Annotated in this window: 15 protein-coding genes; 5 read left to right on the top strand and 10 right to left on the bottom strand. The window is 44.0% G+C overall.

The window, feature by feature from the left end; all coding sequences use genetic code 11:
* Positions 1-295 precede the first annotated feature (295 nt).
* On the top strand, positions 296-2,737 hold the full coding sequence (locus ACFQ21_RS19730) for an ABC transporter permease (protein WP_377581570.1): 2,442 nt from the start codon (positions 296-298) through the stop codon (positions 2,735-2,737).
* Between the two features lie 22 nt (positions 2,738-2,759).
* Here ACFQ21_RS19730 and ACFQ21_RS19725 read toward each other — a convergent pair whose 3' ends face one another.
* Positions 2,760-3,209, bottom strand: a complete 450-nt coding sequence (locus ACFQ21_RS19725; protein WP_377581568.1) for a DUF1569 domain-containing protein — start codon at positions 3,207-3,209, stop codon at positions 2,760-2,762.
* Between the two features lie 51 nt (positions 3,210-3,260).
* The gene (locus ACFQ21_RS19720; protein ID WP_377581566.1) at positions 3,261-4,502 is read right to left on the bottom strand and encodes an MFS transporter; all 1,242 of its coding nucleotides are present in this window, start codon (positions 4,500-4,502) and stop codon (positions 3,261-3,263) included.
* A gap of 124 nt (positions 4,503-4,626) precedes the next feature.
* Between ACFQ21_RS19720 and ACFQ21_RS19715 the strand changes: the two genes are divergently transcribed.
* Together ACFQ21_RS19715 and ACFQ21_RS19710 are read left to right on the top strand one after the other, a co-directional pair.
* Positions 4,627-5,376, top strand: a complete 750-nt coding sequence (locus tag ACFQ21_RS19715) for a DeoR/GlpR family DNA-binding transcription regulator (RefSeq protein WP_377581564.1) — start codon at positions 4,627-4,629, stop codon at positions 5,374-5,376.
* Positions 5,377-5,513: 137 nt separating this feature from the next.
* On the top strand, positions 5,514-6,410 hold the full coding sequence (locus tag ACFQ21_RS19710) for a hypothetical protein (RefSeq protein ID WP_377581561.1): 897 nt from the start codon (positions 5,514-5,516) through the stop codon (positions 6,408-6,410).
* A gap of 14 nt (positions 6,411-6,424) precedes the next feature.
* On the opposite strand, the gene ACFQ21_RS19705 is transcribed toward ACFQ21_RS19710, so the two are convergent.
* The 4 genes from ACFQ21_RS19705 to ACFQ21_RS19690 all read right to left on the bottom strand — a co-directional run bounded on the left by ACFQ21_RS19705 (position 6,425) and on the right by ACFQ21_RS19690 (position 10,234).
* A complete protein-coding gene (locus ACFQ21_RS19705; RefSeq protein WP_377581559.1) occupies positions 6,425-7,240 on the bottom strand; it encodes a helix-turn-helix domain-containing protein in 816 nt (271 codons plus the stop codon).
* A 15-nt stretch (positions 7,241-7,255) separates the two neighbouring features.
* Positions 7,256-8,275: an SDR family NAD(P)-dependent oxidoreductase gene (locus ACFQ21_RS19700; RefSeq protein ID WP_377581556.1), complete on the bottom strand. Its 1,020-nt coding sequence runs from the start codon at positions 8,273-8,275 to the stop codon at positions 7,256-7,258.
* Positions 8,276-8,517: 242 nt separating this feature from the next.
* Positions 8,518-9,633: an acyltransferase family protein gene (locus tag ACFQ21_RS19695; RefSeq protein WP_377581553.1), complete on the bottom strand. Its 1,116-nt coding sequence runs from the start codon at positions 9,631-9,633 to the stop codon at positions 8,518-8,520.
* A gap of 28 nt (positions 9,634-9,661) precedes the next feature.
* Entirely contained in the window at positions 9,662-10,234 is a 573-nt protein-coding gene (locus tag ACFQ21_RS19690; protein WP_377581550.1) for an ankyrin repeat domain-containing protein, read from the bottom strand.
* Positions 10,235-10,253: 19 nt separating this feature from the next.
* On the opposite strand from ACFQ21_RS19690, the gene ACFQ21_RS19685 reads away from it, so the two are divergent.
* Entirely contained in the window at positions 10,254-12,575 is a 2,322-nt protein-coding gene (locus ACFQ21_RS19685) for a helix-turn-helix domain-containing protein (protein WP_377581548.1), read from the top strand.
* Positions 12,576-12,611: 36 nt separating this feature from the next.
* Complete coding sequence (locus ACFQ21_RS19680) at positions 12,612-12,980, top strand: TfoX/Sxy family protein (RefSeq protein WP_377581545.1); 369 nt, start codon at positions 12,612-12,614, stop codon at positions 12,978-12,980.
* A gap of 211 nt (positions 12,981-13,191) precedes the next feature.
* On the opposite strand, the gene ACFQ21_RS19675 is transcribed toward ACFQ21_RS19680, so the two are convergent.
* Genes ACFQ21_RS19675 through ACFQ21_RS19660 form a run of 4 tightly spaced genes read right to left on the bottom strand, consistent with a single transcriptional unit; the run spans position 13,192 to position 21,031 of the window.
* Positions 13,192-14,478: a DUF4998 domain-containing protein gene (locus ACFQ21_RS19675; protein ID WP_377581542.1), complete on the bottom strand. Its 1,287-nt coding sequence runs from the start codon at positions 14,476-14,478 to the stop codon at positions 13,192-13,194.
* Positions 14,479-14,525: 47 nt separating this feature from the next.
* Positions 14,526-15,731: a DUF4959 domain-containing protein gene (locus tag ACFQ21_RS19670; protein ID WP_377581540.1), complete on the bottom strand. Its 1,206-nt coding sequence runs from the start codon at positions 15,729-15,731 to the stop codon at positions 14,526-14,528.
* Between the two features lie 23 nt (positions 15,732-15,754).
* On the bottom strand, positions 15,755-17,731 hold the full coding sequence (locus ACFQ21_RS19665; RefSeq protein ID WP_377581537.1) for a RagB/SusD family nutrient uptake outer membrane protein: 1,977 nt from the start codon (positions 17,729-17,731) through the stop codon (positions 15,755-15,757).
* A 33-nt stretch (positions 17,732-17,764) separates the two neighbouring features.
* The gene (locus ACFQ21_RS19660; RefSeq protein WP_377581534.1) at positions 17,765-21,031 is read right to left on the bottom strand and encodes a SusC/RagA family TonB-linked outer membrane protein; all 3,267 of its coding nucleotides are present in this window, start codon (positions 21,029-21,031) and stop codon (positions 17,765-17,767) included.
* Positions 21,032-21,705: the final 674 nt, after the last annotated feature.

The following is a 21,705-nucleotide window of genomic DNA, read 5'->3' as shown; positions in this document are numbered from 1 at the left end:
ACTATTCAACCTCTCCTGCATGAGACCCAGGTAGAGATACAACGTTCAAACCTTGTATAATAATACAAATATATCGGGAGTATATATAAATAAAATACAGTTAAGTGTCGGTATATGAATCCCGTTGAAACACGAAACACCATGTAACTGGTGTGCTTATGCGAATTCATAAAAACGGACTATAGCGCTCGGTATCGGTCAGTAGAAAAACGGAATGTCTCATTTTTCTCACTATTTTAACGTATGGTAACTTTGGCACAATTATGAACATGCACCTGGCATTACATAAACGACTATGGTTTTAACATTACTAAAACTATCGCTTCGGAAGTTATGGAACGAAAAGTCGTTCTCATTTCTGAGCATCGCCGGACTTTCACTGGCTATCGTTTCCGCTACCACCATTCTGCTATATACTTTCTATGAACGCAGCTTTGATAGCTTCCGGTCAGCAGATATATACAGGGTAACCTATCACGGCTTCGAGAATAACGTTGAGACCGGAAGCTCTGCTCAAATCAATCCCGCTTTGGCACCTGCTATCAAGAATGATATTCCGGAAGTAACATCGGCAGTACGGTTGGTACATACCGGACCGTTCATGGCTGATCCGGTGATGGAGTACCAGGAAAAGAAATTCCGTGAAAGCAAGATTTACTTTGCTGATCCCGAATTCCTCTCAATGTTTTCATACAACCTTATCGAAGGAGATGCCGCCACTGCGTTGGCCAACCCCGACCATGCGGTAATATCACAATCTGCGGCTACGAAATACTTTGGCAACGGTACGGCTATTGGCAAAACACTGGTCTTTCACCGCGGAGAAAGAGGTTCACTGCCCATTACAATTTCCGGAGTGTTTGAAGATATACCACTCAATTCGCACCTCCACACTGATTTTGTTTTGTCGTTCTCCAGTCTCGGTATAACAGACCTTGATAACAATTGGGACTGGGGTAATTTTTATACCTATATACAGTTGCAACCCGGTCTCAAAGCAGAAACTATACAAGCTAAGATTCCGGAATTGCTGAATAAACATATCGGAAAAATTATAGCCGATATGCATGCGAACGGCTATCGTGCAGATTTTGAATTGCAGCCGGTCCAATCCATACACCTCGAATCCAAACTATGGGGCGAACTGGAAGTAAACGGAGACGCTACTACTGTTACATTTCTGCAAATTGTAGCAGCCTTCATTCTATTGATTGCATGGATCAACTATATAAACTTTTCGATTGCACGTTCAACCGAAAACAGTCGTGAAATCAGTATTCGGAAAATCAACGGTGCCAACCGGCTCCAACTCCTTGGACAGTTACTAATGGATGCCGCTGCCATGAATTTGATAGCTATCATCGTTTCGGTAGCCGCTATACAAGCTACATTACCTATACTGAAGGTGATGATCGATTTACCGGATGCCGTCTCACTCGGCTGGCAAGGTGCAGTTGTCCTGTTCATTATATACCTGGTCGGTACGCTTTGTTCCGGTTTATATCCTGCACTCTTTATATCAAGATTGAGCCCGGTATCATTACTCAAATCCAAAGTGTCAAGATCACTGGCGAGTGTTAATCTCAATAAAGCTTTGATCGTATTTCAGTTCACAGCTTCTGTGGTTCTCATCATCGGTACAATCACCGTTTACCAACAGCTTGCATTTATGCGCAACCAGGCATTGGGTATGGATATAGACCAGACCTTAATCGTGAAAGGCCCTTCGGTAAAAGACAGCACCTACAAAGCAATACGTTCTTCGTTTGCTATCGAAACCAAAAGACTTCCGGGGGTTGTCTCATTTGCGATAACCTCTTCTATACCCGGTGATGAATTACATTGGGGCAGAAGTTTTGCCCGGCAGAATGCACCCGAGAATTCTGTAGGATGCGCGATCGTAGCCATCGATGAGAACTTCTTTACCCTATTAGGTGCTTCCTTCGCCGCCGGTAAAAATTACCCGGACGGCACAACGGCATGGCAAGACGCCATTATCATCAATGAGACCGCTGCAAAATCGTTCGGCTATTACAACCCTGCAGAAGCTATCGATCAGACTATACTTTGGGATGAGAACGATCGACCGCTTCCTAAAAAAGTTATCGGTGTCGTAAAAGACTTTAACCAGCAATCACTGCGAACTAAAATTGAACCGATTGTCTTTACGCTAAAAGAATATGTCTTTGCACCGTGGGCCGGAGAGTTTTATGCATTCAAAATCCAGGGCCAAAATATACAGTCGTCCATTCAATCAATTCAACATCTCTGGGCAACACTATATCCACAGAATCCTTTTGATTATTTCTTCCTTGACCAGCACTTCAATGCACAATACAAAAATGATGATCGCTTCGGCAAAGTGTTCGTTGTCTTTTCAGGCCTCGCTATATTTATAGCCTCGCTGGGTCTGTTCGGTCTTACAGCCTATATGACCATGCTGCGCACAAAAGAAATTGGTGTTCGAAAAGTATTGGGGTCCTCCACTTTTCAGCTGGTATATTTACTGTCGGCCAATTACCTTAAGCTAGTTTTTATGGCTTTTGTTATTGCGTGTCCTATCGGTATACTGCTCATGAACAAATGGCTAGCACAATTTGCCTATCGCATTTCGTTTAATGCCTGGATATGCATTATTGCCGGACTCCTGGCGTTAACTATTGCCGGCCTCACTGTGGCAATCAAGAGCTGGCATTCGGCCAATATAGATCCTGCCAAGGCCCTGAAATACGAATGACAATCACTATAGTATATTATTGCTAGGCATTAAACTGTCTCAAGTGGTGATCGGCATGTTTATAAGCGAAAATGCCGATCTCCTCCTGCGTGATCTTACCAAAGAAATCGTGTATAAAACGTGAGTTTGAAAAGTGTCCGTATTCCGCAACACGTGCAATCCATTTCTCCTTTTGCTGCTCTATATTTCCACCACGTTCTTTTACGGCAAGTTTACCGGCAGGCATATTTCGTTTCATCGGTCGGCTGTCGCCCACCGAACTTTTCAACGCCAGCTTACCAAACAGTAAACCGAGGAAACATTGCTTGTATTCCGGATTATGCGTTCCCAATACCCACTCATCCCATATCGTACAATGCTTGGCCATCTGACATACATTCATTTTTCCCCATTGTGCCTTGCTGTTTTCATGGAGACGGTTGATTCTGCCGATCAATTCCTGCCGTGTGCTTTCATCAAAAATAGTTTTCATATATATAGTGGTTTATTTACCTGTGATGATCGATTGTTCATGTATGTATCATTAGTTGCTTTTACCTTCTGACGGAGTTGCCATCAGCGAAGCAAAAACAATAACTGCGACAGACATGATCGAAATAGTTAGAAATGACATTTTGAGACTGGTTGCCTCTGCGATGAAGCCGATGATGGGAGGCCCTATCAACAGCCCTATAAACCCCATGGAAGACACTGCTGTGAGCGCTGTACCGGGTGAAAGCGATTTGGACTTTCCGGCTGCGCTATATACCATGGGCACAACGGAAGAAACGCCCATGCCGATGAGGAAGAATCCAATGGTTGATGGTACAATTTCAGGAAGAAGGACCGCTAACAACAATCCCGCTGTTGTCAGTAATCCGCTTAATTGCAATATTCTTTTTAGTCCAAACTTATCGGAGAAACCATCTGCGAGAAAACGCATGCCCGCCATGGCTACCATAAATATAGTATATCCGAGCCCGGTATATGCCGGTTTAACATTCACAACTTTAATGAAATATAGTCCGCTCCAATCGAACATCGCACCTTCCACCATCATGGAACAAAACGCAATGATGCCGAGGCCAAGCAACGGTTTATCCGGCATAGCGAAAAGTGGACGCTTCTCTCCCGCAGCTTCATCTTTCGTTACAAGGTAAAAAGCACAAACGATATTAACTGTAAAGAACAGGACAGCGACAACTATATAATGTTGAAAGGGCGCAATGGTATGACTGATCATCCACGTGCCAAGTGCTGCACCTACAAAACCCGCCAGGCTCCATAAGCCATGAAACGATGCCATGATCTTCTTTTGATATAAACCTTCCACGGCAACGGCCTGCGTATTAATAGCGATGTTGAGAAGGTTAGCAAAAAAACCAAAGAGGAATAAACAGCCGAACAACGCAACCGTACCGGGTGCTGTTCCAATGCACAGCAACGATACACTATAGAATATAGCAGCCAGTATAACAACGCGCTTGCTCTTCAATATACCGACAAGCCATCCGGCAAAGGGAAGAGAGACAAAGAATCCTACGGGTAACGCGAAGAGTATAGTACCTAATGCAGAGGAACTGAGATTCAACTTTTCCTGAATGCTCGGGATGCGTGATGCCCAACTTGCAAAACACAGCCCGTGCATGAAGAAGATTGCACTCACAGCTATACGGTTCATCCGTAGCATAGAAACTCCGGAAGTAAATCTACTTTCCGTGCGGTCGGGTTTGGCATCAGGTAATATCGTCTGGGTTATCACGCTGACTTTTAGGTTGTCTTTCATATTTGCAATATTATGCAATAAACTTAAATAATATTGCAATTAATAGCAATAAATAGCAACATGATTCAGTGTATCTGTACAATATCGTATCATTATTAGCAAAAAATTGCATAATATTGCTCCTATGTTAAAAGAGGAACGTTTCCGCATTATCCTGGAAAAACTTTCAAAGGATCAGAAAGTGACCTTGAAGTCACTGAGTAAACAGTTGAAGATTTCCGAATATACCGTGCGAAGAGACTTGAAAGAACTCACGGACCAGGGATTACTGAAAGCTGTGAGAGGCGGTGCTATACCACACTCTCCTACTCCCCATCATTTTGCTGATCGATTGGACTATAAAACCGATGCAAAGAAAGTCATTGCCGAAAAAGCATTGAGCTTATTGCATAACGGGCAAGTTGTGGCGTTTGATGGTGGCACAACCGCGATGGCCATCGCTAGTATACTTCCGCGCGATCTGCAGATAACGGTCGTGACCAATAGCTTCCCCGTTGTAAATGTACTCGAGTCGCATCCGGCCATAGAAGTGTTATTCGCTGGTGGTCGCTTGTATAAAGCAGCCTTTACTTCCATTGGACATAACGCTATCAATTTTTTCAACAGTATTCGCGCTGATATATTCTTCATGGGAATCTGCAGTATTCATCCTACTATTGGTGTTACTACAATAAATTACGAAGAGAGCCAGGTAAAGAAGGCCGTTGCTGAAGTGTCCAAAAAAGTAGTCGCGTTATCACCACACGAAAGAATAAATACGGCTGAAGCTTATTTCATTTGTGATTCCTCCAAGGTGGATGTAATCATCACCGATGAAGAAGGAAAGGCCATGGCAGAAGATTCTTTCAAAGGTTCAGGAATTACAATTATGTAACGGCATACGCTCTCCGGTAAATATAGAGGGGTTGCTCGCAGGCGTACAAAAAAATCCGGAAAGCGGGAGTATTCGGTATATCAATAAATACTATAAAAGGTATATTTACTACAGTACCCAATTGAATAGCCCTCATCATGAAAACTCTTCTCCTCCTGCTTATCATCACGCTACCCGGTATCGTATCAGGACAAAAGCAAAAGACAGACACACCTCTGTATCTTGGAGAGAAACGCCCGGGTACTACTCCTGTTAAATTTGCTCCCGGAGTAATATCCGTGGTGGGCCGAAGTGAATTCGGTTCTGTATTTTCACGCAACGGTCAGGAGTTCTACTTCGCTGTTGACACTGCCGGCAGAGCGGAGATCCGATTCATGCACCTCAACAAAGGTAAATGGACAAAACCAAAGCGGCTGGTATTCGACAATACATTCAGCTTCAACGACCCGATGTTATCCCCGGATGAGACTAAACTATTCTTTATATCCGACAGACCTTTGGCGGCTACCGGAGAGAAGAAGGATTACGATATCTGGTATATGGAAAGAACAGCGAACGGTTGGTCTAAACCGATAAACGCTGGTACCGCCATCAACTCCGATAAAAATGAATACTATATATCTTTTTCGAAGGATGGAACGATCTATTACTCTTCCAACCGGGATCCGCGGAACGAATGGAACTATAATATACTATACGCATCGCCTGCAGGACAGAATAAATTCAAAAATGCGGTTCCGTTAAACGATTCCGTTAACTCATCTTACTATGAAGCAGATGTATTTATAGCGGGCGATAAATCATACCTGATATTCTGCGGAGATAATCCGGACGGACTTGGTCGTGGTGATCTTTACATCAGTTTCAAAAAGGCTGACGGCACGTGGACAAAAGCCCGGAGCATGGGTAAGACTATTAATACCGAAGACCATGAGCTCTGTCCGTTCGTAACCGCAGATGGAAAGTACTTATTCTATACCAGCAACCAGGACATATATTGGGTGGATGCCAGCATCATCAACAAATTACGATAGCTGGCACGTATATACTAACCTGCGCGCGAACCCAGACCGGTTGGTGTATATCCAAATTGCTTTTTGAATGCATACGAAAAGTGCGAAAGGTCTTCAAAGCCAACTTCCAGGTATACTTCCACCGGTTTCTTTTTCTTTTCCGTAAGTTGATAGTAAGCCAGTTCCAGCCTCTTTTGCGTCAGCCACTTTTGAGGTGTTGCGTTGAAATGTTTTCGAAAGTCACGGTTAAAAGTTGAAAGACTGCGCCCGGTGAGATAGCCGAATTTTTCCATCGGCATATTGAACATAAAGTTCTTTTCCATAAAACTCACCAGGTCAATTTTTCCGGGCTCTTCAAAGTTTGCCAGTATACCATCAATCTCGCTATCGATGATGCGAAGAATACTGATGGCTTCGTTTATTTTCAGCGAGGCTATATTTTCCGGAAACTGCTCCTGCACTTCGAAGTAGGGAATCACAGAAGCAAAGCAACTCTTCAGTAACGGATGGTCGCTAAAGCAACGAATCTTCTGCGATATCGCTGCTTTAGGTTTCACTTCGATTGGGGCGTAAAATGTACGTAGCCTATCCGTTGTCAGGTGCATCACTACGGTTTTATGCGGCAATCCGTCCTTAGGATAATTGATAACAGTCGCCAGTTGGTTTCTTGGTATTAAAAAGATATCCCCCGCGCGAAATATATACTCATTATCGGCCTGAATGATCTTCGTCTCCCCCGATATAAACCACACCAACATGTGCTGATCAAACACCACTTCGGTTTTGAACAACTTGTCTTCGTAGCAGGAAAGTTTGATATCAGGTGTTATATAGTTCGTTACAAATTCCATAGAATACATGTATCCTTAATCAACCGGAAAAGATATACCTGCCATTTTCTCACTCAGCGTCCACAAGCGTTTTGCATTTGCTTCATCGAGTGAATACGGCTGCACTCCGCGCAAAGTCCAGGGCTCATCATATTTATGCTCGATGTTTCCGGAATCCAGCTCGGCTATATCTGCGTTCTCGCAATATACTCCACCTACGCCATTTAACATCGGGCTGGTAGCACACCAAACCGATGTAGCTGCACCTTGCGCCAGTGTTTTCAGTTTCCGCTCTACCTCCGGAAAAATATTGCCGTTGGCATCATGTGTACCCATTTGCTTGAATAATTCAATCGGGGCTTCGCGGCCCAGGTCGGTGCCATATACCGAGCCCGGATGAAGCGAATATACTCGTACATCAAATGCTTTGCTACGATTATCCAGTTCAACGCTGAATAAATTGTTGGCTGTCTTGGACTGTCCATAACCCAGCAAGGTTTGGTACTCGTGATGCTCAAAGTGCGGATCATCAAAATTGAACGGTGCCATGTGATGTCCGAACGAGGAAACGTTCACAACCCTTGCACCATGCGCCTTTTTCAACGCAGGCCAGAGTCGAGCCGTAAGTTGAAAGTGTCCTAAATGGTTTGTTGCCAATTGAGACTCATACCCACGACTGTCTCTGCGCAGGGGCACCCACATGATGCCGGCATTATTGATGAGTATATGCAGCGGTCTTCCGGACGCCAGAAATTTCTCAGCGAGTGCGTCAATCGAAGCAGGCTGCATCAGGTCCAGTTTCTCAATTTCTACATTCGCTATATCGGTTAAATTTTTCTTTGCCTTTTCTACATCGCGAACCGGCACAATAACCGTAGCGCCTGCTGCTGCCAGCGTCTTTGTGGTTTCCAAACCTATACCGGCATAGCCGCCTGTTATGATCGCTACTTTGCCGGTAAGGTTAATTCCCCTGATAACATCACTTGTTGTTGAAGTTGCGTTAAATCCGGAGCCGATGGGGATCTGCAATGCTCCCTGGTAATTGTTCTTTTTCATGTCCAATTGATTTTGTTATAGACAAAAGTAGAACGCATCCATCCCATCGGCTTTGTTTAAAATGCCATTGTTGCTTTGTTTAAAATGTCATGATGTATTTATTCTGTGTGTCATGCCGCTGCCGCAAAATTCAATCGGGAGATATGTGAAATTGTAGCGGCATCCCCAAGGTGGTGATTTCATATCGAGACACTTCTACTCTCGAATAGCAGCAAGAGGATTCCGCACAGCAAGACTATATTTCATAGCACTATGGTGCTGGCGGAATGACGCTCTGTTGCATGATGCCTGCTATACTCTTCTTTTTTATTCTTCAACTTCAATCCGAACAGCGGCCGAAGTATATTTATTCGTTTTATCACTTCGAATGCAGCAAAGCATCCTATACCGGTAAACAAAAGTACCAGCACAAACTCAAGCTGCACGGGTATATCCAGCGGGAAAATCCACCAGGATCCTAAAAACAAAAAGATCATGTGAAGAATATATACCGGGTATGCAGCATCACTTAAATAGGACAATACTTTCCCCGGACGATTCAGGTATTTATATCCAAATGCAAACATGGTTAGTATCCAGCACTGAGACTCTATTGCTAGCAGATAACCCGGAGCTTTCAGTGCCATCCATATAAATCGAAGAGTGAAGAATGCAATCGCCAATATCAAAAATATCCATCTATACTTCAGCAGCATATTCCAGAATCCTTCGCCTGCTAACACGAAACAGAATCCACAAAAGAATGCAATCAGACCAAGCACGAACCCGTGCCACGTCATGGCGTATAGTTCATACGGGTTCGGTTTTATTATCAACACTTCAACCACAAAGAGCATCAGTACCGGCAGTAATCCGAGGGGATGACTTAGTATAGCTTTGAGACCGTGCACAAATTTACCCGGCTCATTTTTTTTCAGATAATAAAACAGTGGTGAAAGCAGCGTTACATATAGCATAATGTTTCCGAGAAACCAGAGGTGTCCCGGGTTGAACGCATAGCTCACATCCCACTTATAATAACGTTGCCAGATCATGACACTCAACGGAAAAATGCAAAACATCCCGAAGACATACGGAAGCAGTATCCGAAGCGCGCGGTCCTGCATAAGTTGCTTCCAGCTTCGTTGCTGCATGGCAAAATATACTCCCATCCCCGACACAAAGAACAGAAACGGTATACGCCATATATTTAACATTGCCATCGGCAACCAGAGTGATGTCCACGAATCACCGTTGGAAATAAAACCGATCATGATGCCCCAGGGTTGAAATCCAATCGCGACATGGTATATCAAAAGCAATCCGATGGCGATCACGCGAAGCCAATCGATATCATACCGTCTGTTTGTGGTTAGCATACTCGTTGATGTTTAGGGAGTGAATTTGTTATTTCAGCATGCCTGCGATTACAGGTCTTGTCTGCTCGATATAGGTATAGTCGAGTTTAAGTCCCATAGGCTCAAGTACCTTTCCAATCATATCATATATACTTTTTGACTCCGCGAATGCACCAGCTACGGTCTGGTAAGGCGTTGCTCCGAAATTATTCACGATCGTTTTATCCGCACCTTTCTCAAGCAGCATGCGAACGATTTCCGGGCGACAAAAGAAAGCCGATGAGTGAAGCGCGGTTGATCCGTCATTATTCTGAAAGTTGAGATCGGCACCGGCATCGATCAGGATTTTTGCTTCTTCTGTTTTACCAAACACGGCCGCGCTGATCAGCGGACTTGATCCACCGAAAGGATCTTTCTCATTTATATTGCTTCCAGCTGCGATGTGTTGTCTCAAGGCCTCTTTGTTCCCGGTGATCACAGCTGTGTGAATATCAATGTCAGGAATCTGGCCGCCTGTTTTCTTTTCAGATTCATTTCCGGACTTGCAGGATACCATTGTTACCAGAAATAAAAAAAGGATAGCCACAGATGATGTGAAGTTGTTGAATGTTGAAGTTTTCATGTTCGTTTGAGTTTAGTTTTTGGAAAAATTTGATGGACTCAAAGAACGCCTGAACGCCCGCGCAGCACGAAACAACGGTGCGCCCAAAACCATCAACTTTGCTGGAATTGATATAAATGATGACGCATCGATAGCAATTTTGATGCATCTGCGTAGCGAAACCCGTAACTTGAAGCTGTTTTACTATACCTTGAAGAAATTTTTGTGTGCACGGAGGTCTGCCGTTCCCTGCTCACAGACAAAATTGTTGAAACATACCATGTCCGATTTACCCTTGTCCGAAACTGATTTTACAACACGGCTTACCACCGCGATCGAAAAGAATATGGCCAACGAGCAGTTCGGTGTCTCCGAGCTTGCAGACGAAATGAACATGAGCCGGTCGAACCTGCTGCGAAAAGTAAAAAAGGAATATAACCTTTCGGTGAGCCAGCTCATCAGCCAGGTTCGACTTACGCGTGCCATGGAATTACTGCGAAGTACATCCCAAAATGTGTCGGAGGTTTCGCACCAGGTTGGTTTCAACAGCAGTTCGTATTTCATTAAATGCTTCCGCGAATACTATGGCTATCCACCGGGGGAAGTTGGCAAGCGTGATGTTGCCGCAGCCGCTATACCGGTTGGAAAATTACCGGATGATGACAACACCCCAACGCCCGCTACACCCCGACACTATAAACGGTATATAATTATAGGAGCTGTCGTGCTCGTACTGGTGGTAGCGGCTATATGGGTATGGTCTGCGCTTCGACTAAAGGACGAGGAGAAATCTATTGTTGTATTACCCTTTAAGAATGAAAGCAGCGATTCATCCAATGTATACCTGATCAACGGTTTGATGGAGGCTACTCTCAATAACCTCCAGCAAATTCAGAACCTTCGTGTGGTCAGCAGAACATCAGCTGAAAAGTATCGCAAGACTTCCAAGTCTGTATCGGAGATGGCGAAAGAATTGAACGTTCGATATTTTGTAGAAGGAAGCGGCCAGAAAATAGGAGATAAAATTTTACTGAACATCCAGTTGATTGATGGCGAAACTGATAAACATCTATGGGCTAAGCAATACCGCAGAGAATCTAAAGATATATTTGAGCTGCAGGAAGAGATTGCGCAAAATATAGCGAGCGAGATCGAAGTGATTCTTACACCAGAAGAAAAGAGTCGTATCGAAAAGAAACCTACCGATGATCTCGAAGCGTACGACTACTATCTGAAAGGTAAAGATCTGTTTTACCGAAGCGGACGAAACGATCTCGAAGCTTCTATTCCGTTATTCAAAAAAGCGATAGAGCGAGATCCTGAATTCGCACTTGCCTATGCAACAGCCACCATGGTATATTACTACCTCGACATTTTCAATTTGAAAAAAACGCACGCTGATGATATAGAATTGTTCGCAGAAAAGGCGATGCTATATGATCCTAAATCAAGTGAAAGTCTCATAGCAAAGGCGTTGTCGTTTGCTGCACGCCAGGAGTATGAGCTGTCTATTCCCTATTTTGAAAAAGCACTGGAGTATGATCCGCGTTCCGGACTCGTACTGCATTTTCTAACGGAGTTCTATAACATTCATGTTCCGAATCCGGCTAAATATCTGGAGTATGCTATACAGAAAGTAAAAGTTGATCATGCTATAGATTCGGCCACCCGAAGTTTCAACTATTTTCATTTAAGCAATGCGCTGGCCCAGACCGGATTTCTCGATGAAGCACTGCGATACAATACGCGATCGTTACAACTCAATCCGAAGAATTTCTTTGCAGGCTATGTACGGGCCTATATACATTATGGAACCGATCGTAGTTGCGAGAAGACTAAAGCGATACTTCAAGCCGAATGGAAAAAGGATACAATGCGCTTTGATATACTGCAGGAGATCGGAAAGGTTAATTTCATGATGCGCGATTTTGCCGGTGCGCGATCATGCTATGATCGTGCTATACCCATCATGCAGATGTTTGGTATGGACATTTTCAGACATGAATACCTGCGGATCGGAGCTGCGTATGCTCACTCCGGAGACAAAGCAAAAGCTGATTATTATGTAAATGAGTTCAGGCATTTTGCTGACAGTTCGCAGACGATGTATAAAGATATGTTCCTTGCTTCGTACTATTCGTACCAGGGTGATAACGCAAAGGCGATTATGCATTTCAGGAAGTTTGCCAATGAGCAGGATAATTTTCTGTACTGGTTATTGCTGTTGCGCGATGATCCGCTCGGGGATAACCTGCGGAAGAGTCCCGAGTTTGATCCGATCATGAAGCTTATCGAAGTCAAATTCTGGAAGAAGAACCGGGAGATGAAAGAGCGTTTCGCAGATGATTTCAGAAACCTGTAGGACGATACATATAGTATATATTTAAACGTTATCAATATGCCATACGATCAGCACCTCCTCGAACGGGTTGAGAAAGTTTTCAAGAAAAAGAAAATGAAGCCTGTTCAAAAAAATATGATCGGTGGACTTTGCTTTATGGTGAATGATAAAATGGTTGTTGGCGTAACGAACGATTCGCTGATGGTTCGCATCGATCCTGAGCTATACCCAATGGCCTTAAAGAAAAAAGGTTGCCGCCACATGGATTTTAATGGAAGAACGCTCAAAGGATTTTTACTTGTGGAATCTATAGGCCTTCGCTCCGATAAAGACCTTCTATACTGGATTGAGCTGAGCCTGAACTTTAACCCGAAAGCAAAAGCAGCCAAAAAGAAATCAACACCTGCAAAAAATAGGAAGCTATAGCAAAAAAGCTGCTGGCTACTGGCTTCTGGTTGCAAGCCTGGCCAGAGGCAAAGACTCGTGGCTACCACTATATATATAGTCGCGAGCTTTGAGTTGTGAGCTGCGAGTAAAAATTCATTTTAAAAAATAAGAAGCCGCCTCAGAGTTTTGAGGCGGCTTCTTAATTTTCATTCCAATCGTATTTAACAATACAACAGGATTTTTACTTTACTTATTCAGGAAGCATTCCGGCAACTTTTACTTCGGCAACGCTGAAGAAAGCATTGGAGTTACCTGCAAAGAAAGCCTCGTAATTTTTCAGGCATCGTATCCGTATATACCTCACTTTCGGGGCTGCGGGATCAACCGTTAACGAAAATCCGGCAATAGCAGCAGCTTTATCAGCAGCATCTTCATTGTCTTTCGGAAGTCCCGAAGGTTTTGCGATCGTTCCGGCATTCAGCAATGTCCAACTTTCATCCAGTGCACCGCTACTGGTAGGATTGGATGAACCATATATTTCGTAATCACGAATTGTAGAGAAAACATAGTATGATCCCCACCACTCCTGAAATGGATACAAGGTAATCTTCGTGACGTCAACATTCATACCCAGATCGAAGGTTACCATTTGAGGTGAAGAGCCTCCGGCCCCTATATCTGTAAAGTTGGCACCACCGTATGAATTCTGTGCTTGTCCATCCCACATCGCGGCAACGCCACCGGCGCCACCGTTTGCCCCGGCATCACCCGGAAGGGATATTGCCGCGAATAAAGATCTGTCCAATTCTTTCTCTACAAAGTTTGGTATACCGCGTGTACTATATTTCGTACAGAATGTATCGATACACACAACGTTCGGGGTAACAGGCAATGGTTTAAAGACAGTACGCCACGTGAACCCTTCATTTCCAAAGTCCAGACCTTTCAGCGTTGAAGTAGTTTCTGACGCAGGTGTTATTACCACTGTGTCGCCATGTTGCGTTTTATAGCGTACTTCCATCTGAACCGGACCAAGACTTTTATCGATGAGGTCCCAATATACAGTCGTAGCGGCATCGTCATACGCAATGGATTTTATTTTGCGATTTGACAATGTATTGCGATAGCGACTGCCGTATGAATTACCGGTGATGTTTACGCCAACGGATGAATTACCCGCAGCATCGTAAGTATATACCGAGAAACTTTTCGTGCCTTCCTCTACATCAAAAATTCCATCGAATATATAGTCATCATTCAATCCATCAACATCAAAGATCACTGAATCACTGAAGTTGTTCCAGTAGATCTTGCATTTCTCTACCTTCGGATCGCGCGTAATAATTCCCCAGAGTCTTACCCGCTCCTTTCCGGGAAATACAACAACGGAGTCAAACTTTCCGGTATATATGATCTCACCGTTTTTTGTATACTTTTTATATTCGTCCCATTCGGAGCACGACACGAGTATTATTACCAGGCAAAATACAGCCATGATGGTGCTCACGAACTGCCTGGTTTTATATGTATATATCATAAGTTTATTCTTTATGGTTATGACTATCAAACCTGCCGCTATAGATGTTAGCGTGGATCACCGAACACTTTAAGTTCATCCACACTCTGCGGACAGGAACCGGCCCAGTTTACAAGACACCTGATTCTCAAATATCGAATCTTCGGAGCATCCAGATCGATGTCATAGAAGAATCCATTGGCTGCAGCTTCCTGATCGGATGCTGTTTCTGTATTGCCTGCACTTCCTGAAGGTTTCTTCAATTCATATTTACCCAGCAAGGTCCAGCTGTCATCCAGTTCACCGTTCAGATTCGGATTTGAAGAGCCCCATAACTCAAAGTGCTTCAAGGTTGTAAAGCCATAGTATAGATTGCTCAATTCCTTGAAAGGTCTGATCCAAACCTTACTCAACTTTGCCGAGACGCCCATATCAACTGTTACGATAGAAGGAACATTTAACGTAGCTGCCGCCAGACTGCTGAAACTAACCGGCCAGCCATAGCGCTTGTCCCACATGTTGGCAACAGCAGCTCCTGGTTGTTGGGCCGGATCACCCGGCAACGGGAAATGTCTGAAGTTGGCAGTATTGAGTTCTACTTCGTAGATCGGGTTGATGTCTTTATACAGTGTATCCGTAATGTTGCTCCACCGGTCACGTATCGCAATACCAAAGTGTCGTGTTATCGTATCCATTCCACTGCGCTGCGAAAGAATAGAATCAACCGATGTATATACACTGAGGTTGTTATTTACTTCCCATTCTTTCAATACATTCTGCTCCATAATCAATACACCGATCGACTCCTGCGTTTTATTAACAGCCGTGAGCTTATATCCGCCAAAGGCATCACGTATATCTATACTTTCAAGGATTGACCAGATGGGAGCGCGAAGTGGCTTTACAGTAACAGATATAGGTTCAGACTCAACTTCCTGACGATTTACAGTATATAGTTTGATCTCATGTTCCTGTGTATCTGCGAATCCTTCCACTACAAGCGAATCGACAAAGTAAGATGATTTCACGTCCATCACTTTTCCACTGGCCAGCGTATAGCTTGCCTTTACATAAAGCAAATCAGGATCAGCCGGGAGTTTGTACGATATCGTGGCTTTACCTGGATAGTTCTTCACCTGCACTTCTGCTACCTGCTGAGGTGCTCCGTTGGATGTACCCGCAGGCTGCCTGTAGCTTAAGTCTTCGTTACAGGCGTAAACCAGCAGAAGCGCTGCTATACCCAACAGACTATATTTTATTGCATGTATTTTCATCTTTGTAAATTTTAAGTGATTCATTACCATCCCGGATTTTCTACCAGCTTCGGATTTTTCCGGGTGTCTTCTGCACCAATGGGCCAGAGATAGTCGCGTGGTGTTACAAAGGTCTGACTATATATCTGTGTTTCGCGGTAATACGTAGCGGCCGTAGTTCCGGTATAATTCCATCCGGTTATATCTTTATTCAATTCTTCGGCAGCCTTCTTCCACCGGCGAAGATCCCAGAACCGGTGTCCTTCAAAGGCAAGTTCGATCAAACGCTCACGATGTATAATTTCACGGAGTCCGTCCTGTGTTGCAAACTTGCCCGGGATCGATGAATAATTAGTCCACGATTCCACCACACCGGCAAGTCCTGCCCGCGCCCTGATCTTGTCGAGATATACTATTGCTTCTGCGGAAGCAGGCTCTGTCTCATTCAACGCTTCTGCATAGAGCAAGTATAAATCTGCGAGACGAGTCTCAGGCCACGGATACTGTCCATAGGTAGTAGCATCATTATCACCGAATACCATTTCCCAATTCACGAGCTTCTTGATGTAGTAGCCTGTCTCATTCCAGCTCAGGGTTGAAGGCGCGCCTCCGAGATCAGCCCATTTTGTCTGCGCATAAAATGCAGTGTCTACACCACGCGCATCTTTCTTATACCAGATGCCACCATCAAAACCAAGATCAGCATAAAACCTGTTTTCACGATCAAAGTTCAGTCGCGCTGTTATATAGTTGGTTTTAATATTATAGCTATCGCTTTTAGTTGCCTTGCGTAATTGTTCGTAGTCCGTAAAATCGAACGTGATGTCTTCTTCGATAGGCACACCGTTGCTGGTATAAAACATCTTGGCAATTTTAAGAGGAGCTTCCCATACACCGGGTGTTGGCAGACGGTTCTGTGCTTTTGTACCGGTTAACAGTATCTGGCACATGTTGGAATTCCAGAAGTAGCTGTTGGAATTTCCCCATACCACTTCGCTGTTCCAGGGTTCTGATACTGCCTGTCGTATACTCAATTGTATTTTGGTTGTATCGGTGAGACCGAATGGATCATTGGTATATACATGCAGCTTGTGTCCTACACCTTCTGCTGCATCAATGGCAGCTTTACAGGCTTCTTTTGCTTTTTGCCACTTGGTTGGATCGTACGTTGGATTAAACAGCTGCGTTCCTTCGTGATCGGTAAAATTGGCAAAGTCGCTGTTGCCATTGAACAACGGACTCGCGGCCAACACCCAGAGTTTGGCTTTCAACGCCAGGGCTATGGGCTTGGTTATTCTTCCCATTTCCTGCAGATCATTCTCCACTACATCGGGAAGTTTCGCTATTGATGAATCGAGTAATGCATCTATATAGTTCACGCATTCATCAACAGGTCTGCGGTATACATAGCTGGCCTGTACATCGGCATCGAGCGGAGTATTCACATCGATGATGGGAATAGGACCGTACATGCGGAACAGGTAATAATGATAGTATGCTTTTAAAAATTCCACTTCACCGATCCAGCGTGTTCGTACATCCAGCGTGAGATCCGGTACTTTGTTCAGGTTGCGAACATTCTCCAGAAATATATTGCAGCTTCGAAGGCCTGCGAAGAGTCTCTTATCACTGCCGGTAGCACCCAACTGATAACCTCTCCAGGCATCCAGCAGCGGTATATTACTATTCTGATTTCCCTGCGCAATCCGGAAGGCCGGGTTCCAATATGTTCGGTCAGTCTGCGGTAACCAGATCTCATCTCCCGACATCATCCCTATATTAAACCAGCCATCGCCATTCCTGGGAATATACGAGTAGCAGGTAAACAGATATTTCTCTGCTTCATTCTTCAGGGAAAAGGCATTGTCTAACGTGGTTACGTTATCCGGTACTACATCCAGGTAATCACTACACGACACCGCGCTGAACATCAAGCCAACAGCAAGCACGATCATGCTTATGGAAACACTCCGGGAGTATTTCTTCTGTTCCTTTTGATTAATCCATGTATATATATTCATATCTATACTTTTTATACTCACATTTCAATTCGGTTAAAAGTCCAGCTGGAGGCCGACCATATATACCCGCTGCACAGGATATCCCAATCCATTGCCTCCCATCTCAACATCCCACAGCTTAAAGCTGCTCATCGCGAAAAGATTATTGGCAGAGAAGTAAATGCGTGGCTGCAGATCGAACAGTTTTTTTATAGGCTGAAATGTATAGCCCAGCGTTACGGTTTTAAGGCGAATGAAACTTCCGTTGCGCATCCACCAGGTAGAGCGCTGTACATTATTCCATTCGATCTGATTACTTAACCGTGGCCAGAATGCATAGGGATTCGGATTTTCTTCCGACCAGTGATCCTGGTGAATTGCCTCCAGTTCTCCATTCTGAAAACCTGTACCGAGCACTATATTTCCATACTGATCATAACCACCAAACTGGATGAAAGGTGATGTCTTCAACGGATCGATGAAGAACGTTGAACGGGCAGCACCCTGGAACATGAATCCAAAATCGAATCGCTTGTAGGTGATGGACGGACCAATACCATATACAATTTCAGGTTGTGTAGGATACCCTATCGGTACCACATCATCGTTATTGATCACTTTATCACCATTGATATCGCGATACTTTATGTCTCCTCCGCGTACTTCGCTGCCGAAGAATGACTGATCGGGAGAGTTCTCCACTTCTTCGTCATCAATGAACAATCGCTCTGCTATAAATCCCCACGACTGCGAGAACGAATACCCTTTTTTCGACAAGTGTGCGAGGTCAGAACCATACTGGATCTGTTCGTTCTTCAGTACTTTACTGGTAGCATAGGTAAATGTGCCGGAGATGGTTAAGGAGAGATCTGACGAGACCATGTTTGTATAGTCCAGCGAGAGATCTATACCTTTTGTTTCGCCCGATCCATAATTAGCAGACGGAACACTGGTGAGACCTTGTGCGGACTCTATATTCGGGTTGGGGAAGTATATATTAGAACGCTTTGTCTTAAATGCGTTGGCAATGATAGACAATGAATTGAACAACGTTACATCAACACCGAGGTTGAGCTGTCTCGATACTTCCCATGCTATATTATTATTTCCGTAGCGGTTAATCCGGTAACCGGGTCTGGAATATAGCGCAGTACCAATGCCTGTACCAAAGCTTGCTCCGAAGTTATTGTCGTTTGCGCTTACATCCGACAGATAGAAGAACCTGTCATTCACATTTCCGATCTGATCGTTTCCAACCAGACCATAACTGAATCTCAGCTTAAGTTCGGATACTTTATTCTTGAGCGGTTCAAAGAATGATTCGTTGGATATATTGTAAGCAACACCAATGGAAGGGAAAAATCCAAAGCGATTCTTCTCTGAAAAGCGTTCTGATCCGTTATAGCCGAAGTTGAATTCAGCCAGATATTTACTGTTATAGCCATACGTAACCCGACCAGCCAATACGGTATTGCGCTGTGGTAACGATGCTACTACACTACCGGAATTACCTGCTTCAAAGCTTGAAATAAACCCGGTTAACAAACCACTGACTTCATGTTTATTATTAAAGGTGCGCGCATAATTGATCGATCCCTGAAGATACATTTTGGAAGTAATTTCCTTCGGGAACTCTGCATAGCCCAGGTACTCGGTTCCGGTAGGTTGAAAAGCAGAGCCCTGCGCACCGTTGTTTAACACCGACAATGTATACTGCGAAGGATCTATCGGGTCTATATTGGCAGTGTAGTAGAACGGGTTGTAGGCACGTGCAACCGAGAAAAAGGAATAGCGCTGCAGGTAAGTCATAACGCTGGCGCTTAGCCCTTCCGTTAGAAAATCCAGATTCTGCCGAAGTTCAATCTGCGGATTGATGTTCGATGTTTTATATACCTGGTAACCGCGTACCATCTCGGCATACGGATTCAGAAATAATCCACCTGTTAATGAACCCGAGCCTTGTGTTGGTACTGAACCAAACAACGGGTGGTTAATATAGGGCAACTTTGATTTAGGATATACTGCCGGGAACATAACCGGGTTCGCAGCGAGTGCATTCCGGAATGCGATAGCTCCTCCTCCTACCGGTCCGCGATAGTCATCAAACTGTCCATATAGTCTGAGTACAAATTCGGTTGTCTTTGTAAAGTTTACCGTGATGTTGCTGCGGATGGAGTAGTTCCGGAGTTTGATATTGCTGTTGAAGTCATTGATCGGATCTATCTTCAATACCCCGTTATCAACGTTGTATGTTCCTGCTATATAGTAGGAAGAGTTCTCACTACCTCCGGATATATTCAGGTTGTATCTTTGGTTGGCCGTATAGTCTTTGATCATCTTATCAATCCAGTTGTTGTTGGGATATAGATAAGGATCGTCTCCTGCCAGCGTGTGGTTTATTTTGTTTTCACCGTACGGTAAAGCTGAAGCAGGATTTCTGGTCAGGGTTGCTTCGTTAGCATCCCGCATATAAGATATATTATCGGTTAACTGATAATTTCTTGTATTGGTAGAGATCGTATTCTCCACTCTGAAATTATACCTTGCTTTACCCGGTATACCTAATTTTGTTGTTACCAGTATAACACCATTGGCACCGCGCGATCCATATACCGCAGCTGCTGATGCATCTTTCAATACAGAGAAGCTTGCTATATCATCCGTCTGCAAACGCGCCAGGTCAGTCGCAGTAGATTCGATATTGTCAATAAGAATGAGCGGATTTACTTTACCACTTCCGAAACTGGAAAGGCCGCGGATAAAGAATGCAGAGTTGTCAGTTCCCAAACCCGGTTCACCACTGGTCTGGTAAGCAATGATACCGGCTACGCGTCCGGCTATAGAATTCGTAAGATTACCGGTGGGTGATTTCAGAGTCTCGGGCGATACGCTTGTAACTGCACTTACCACACTCTGTTTTTTCTGAACACCATAACCAACTACAACCACTTCTTCGAGTGATTGTATATCGGGTGTCATCGTCACGTTGATGATCGTCTGCGAACCAACGGTAATGTCTACATTTTTATAACCGATAAATGTGACGTGCAACACATCACGGTCTGCCGGAACAATCAATTCATATTTACCATCGGCATCGCTGCGTGTACCGGTACTGGTCCCGGAGATAAGTATACTCACACCCGGCATGGCAGATCCGGTTTCATCTACGATCGTCCCGGAAATCTTTCGCTCCGTAGTGTTTTGCTGCGCATATGCTGCGCCTGCAGAAATAAAATATAGCAGCAGGATAATTATCGTTTTTCCTTGCGACAGGAAAAAGCCAAACCTCTCTGCTGGCAACAGTAGATTTACTTTCATTTAAGATCAGGTTTAGGTTGAAGAATAAATACAAGGTCAATGGACCTTTGTATTACTTTTAGGTGTATTAAAGACACTTTTTAAATCATGCGTAAGAAGGCGATCTGTTTCTGGTCATAGAGTCATTTTTTTAGGTGATTAAATTGAAGATGAAAGGATCAAATCGCGGTACCGGACAGACATAAAAATACCGGTACCCATACCGGGTAAACTCTCGAAACAGCTATCGAAAAACTGAATTACCATTTTTATTGAAAGCGAGAATTTATCTTATACTGCTGATTAACAAACATCATTTGAATTTAGGGCCACCAAAATTCAATCGTTTGAAATAGCTATAAAATCGTTTGCATTAACAATAATAAAGTTGTCAATAGTTTTAGAAATTTGAAACACTGACATTCATTTTCGCGCAATGGCGCTTAAAAAAACGATCTCGGAGGGTATTTTACGATCGGCTGACATACTGCTTTTGGCAGCATTTATTGCTTTATAACGACACCTGATCCACGCTGCTTCAGCACAACCTCGGGGGCTCATATTGAATTCAGGGATGTCTGTGTCAGGAATTGAAATTGCTCCCGGCACGCATCGTATGGACTCCGGACTTGGCTGTCAGGTCGATCATGACCGAAGCAGCTCTGTGTCACTCCATAATCATCAATTTAGTCCTG

This window comes from Ohtaekwangia kribbensis (assembly GCF_042676245.1).
Classification (GTDB): domain Bacteria; phylum Bacteroidota; class Bacteroidia; order Cytophagales; family Cyclobacteriaceae; genus Ohtaekwangia; species Ohtaekwangia kribbensis.
This window is presented reverse-complemented; position numbering and strand designations above follow the sequence as displayed.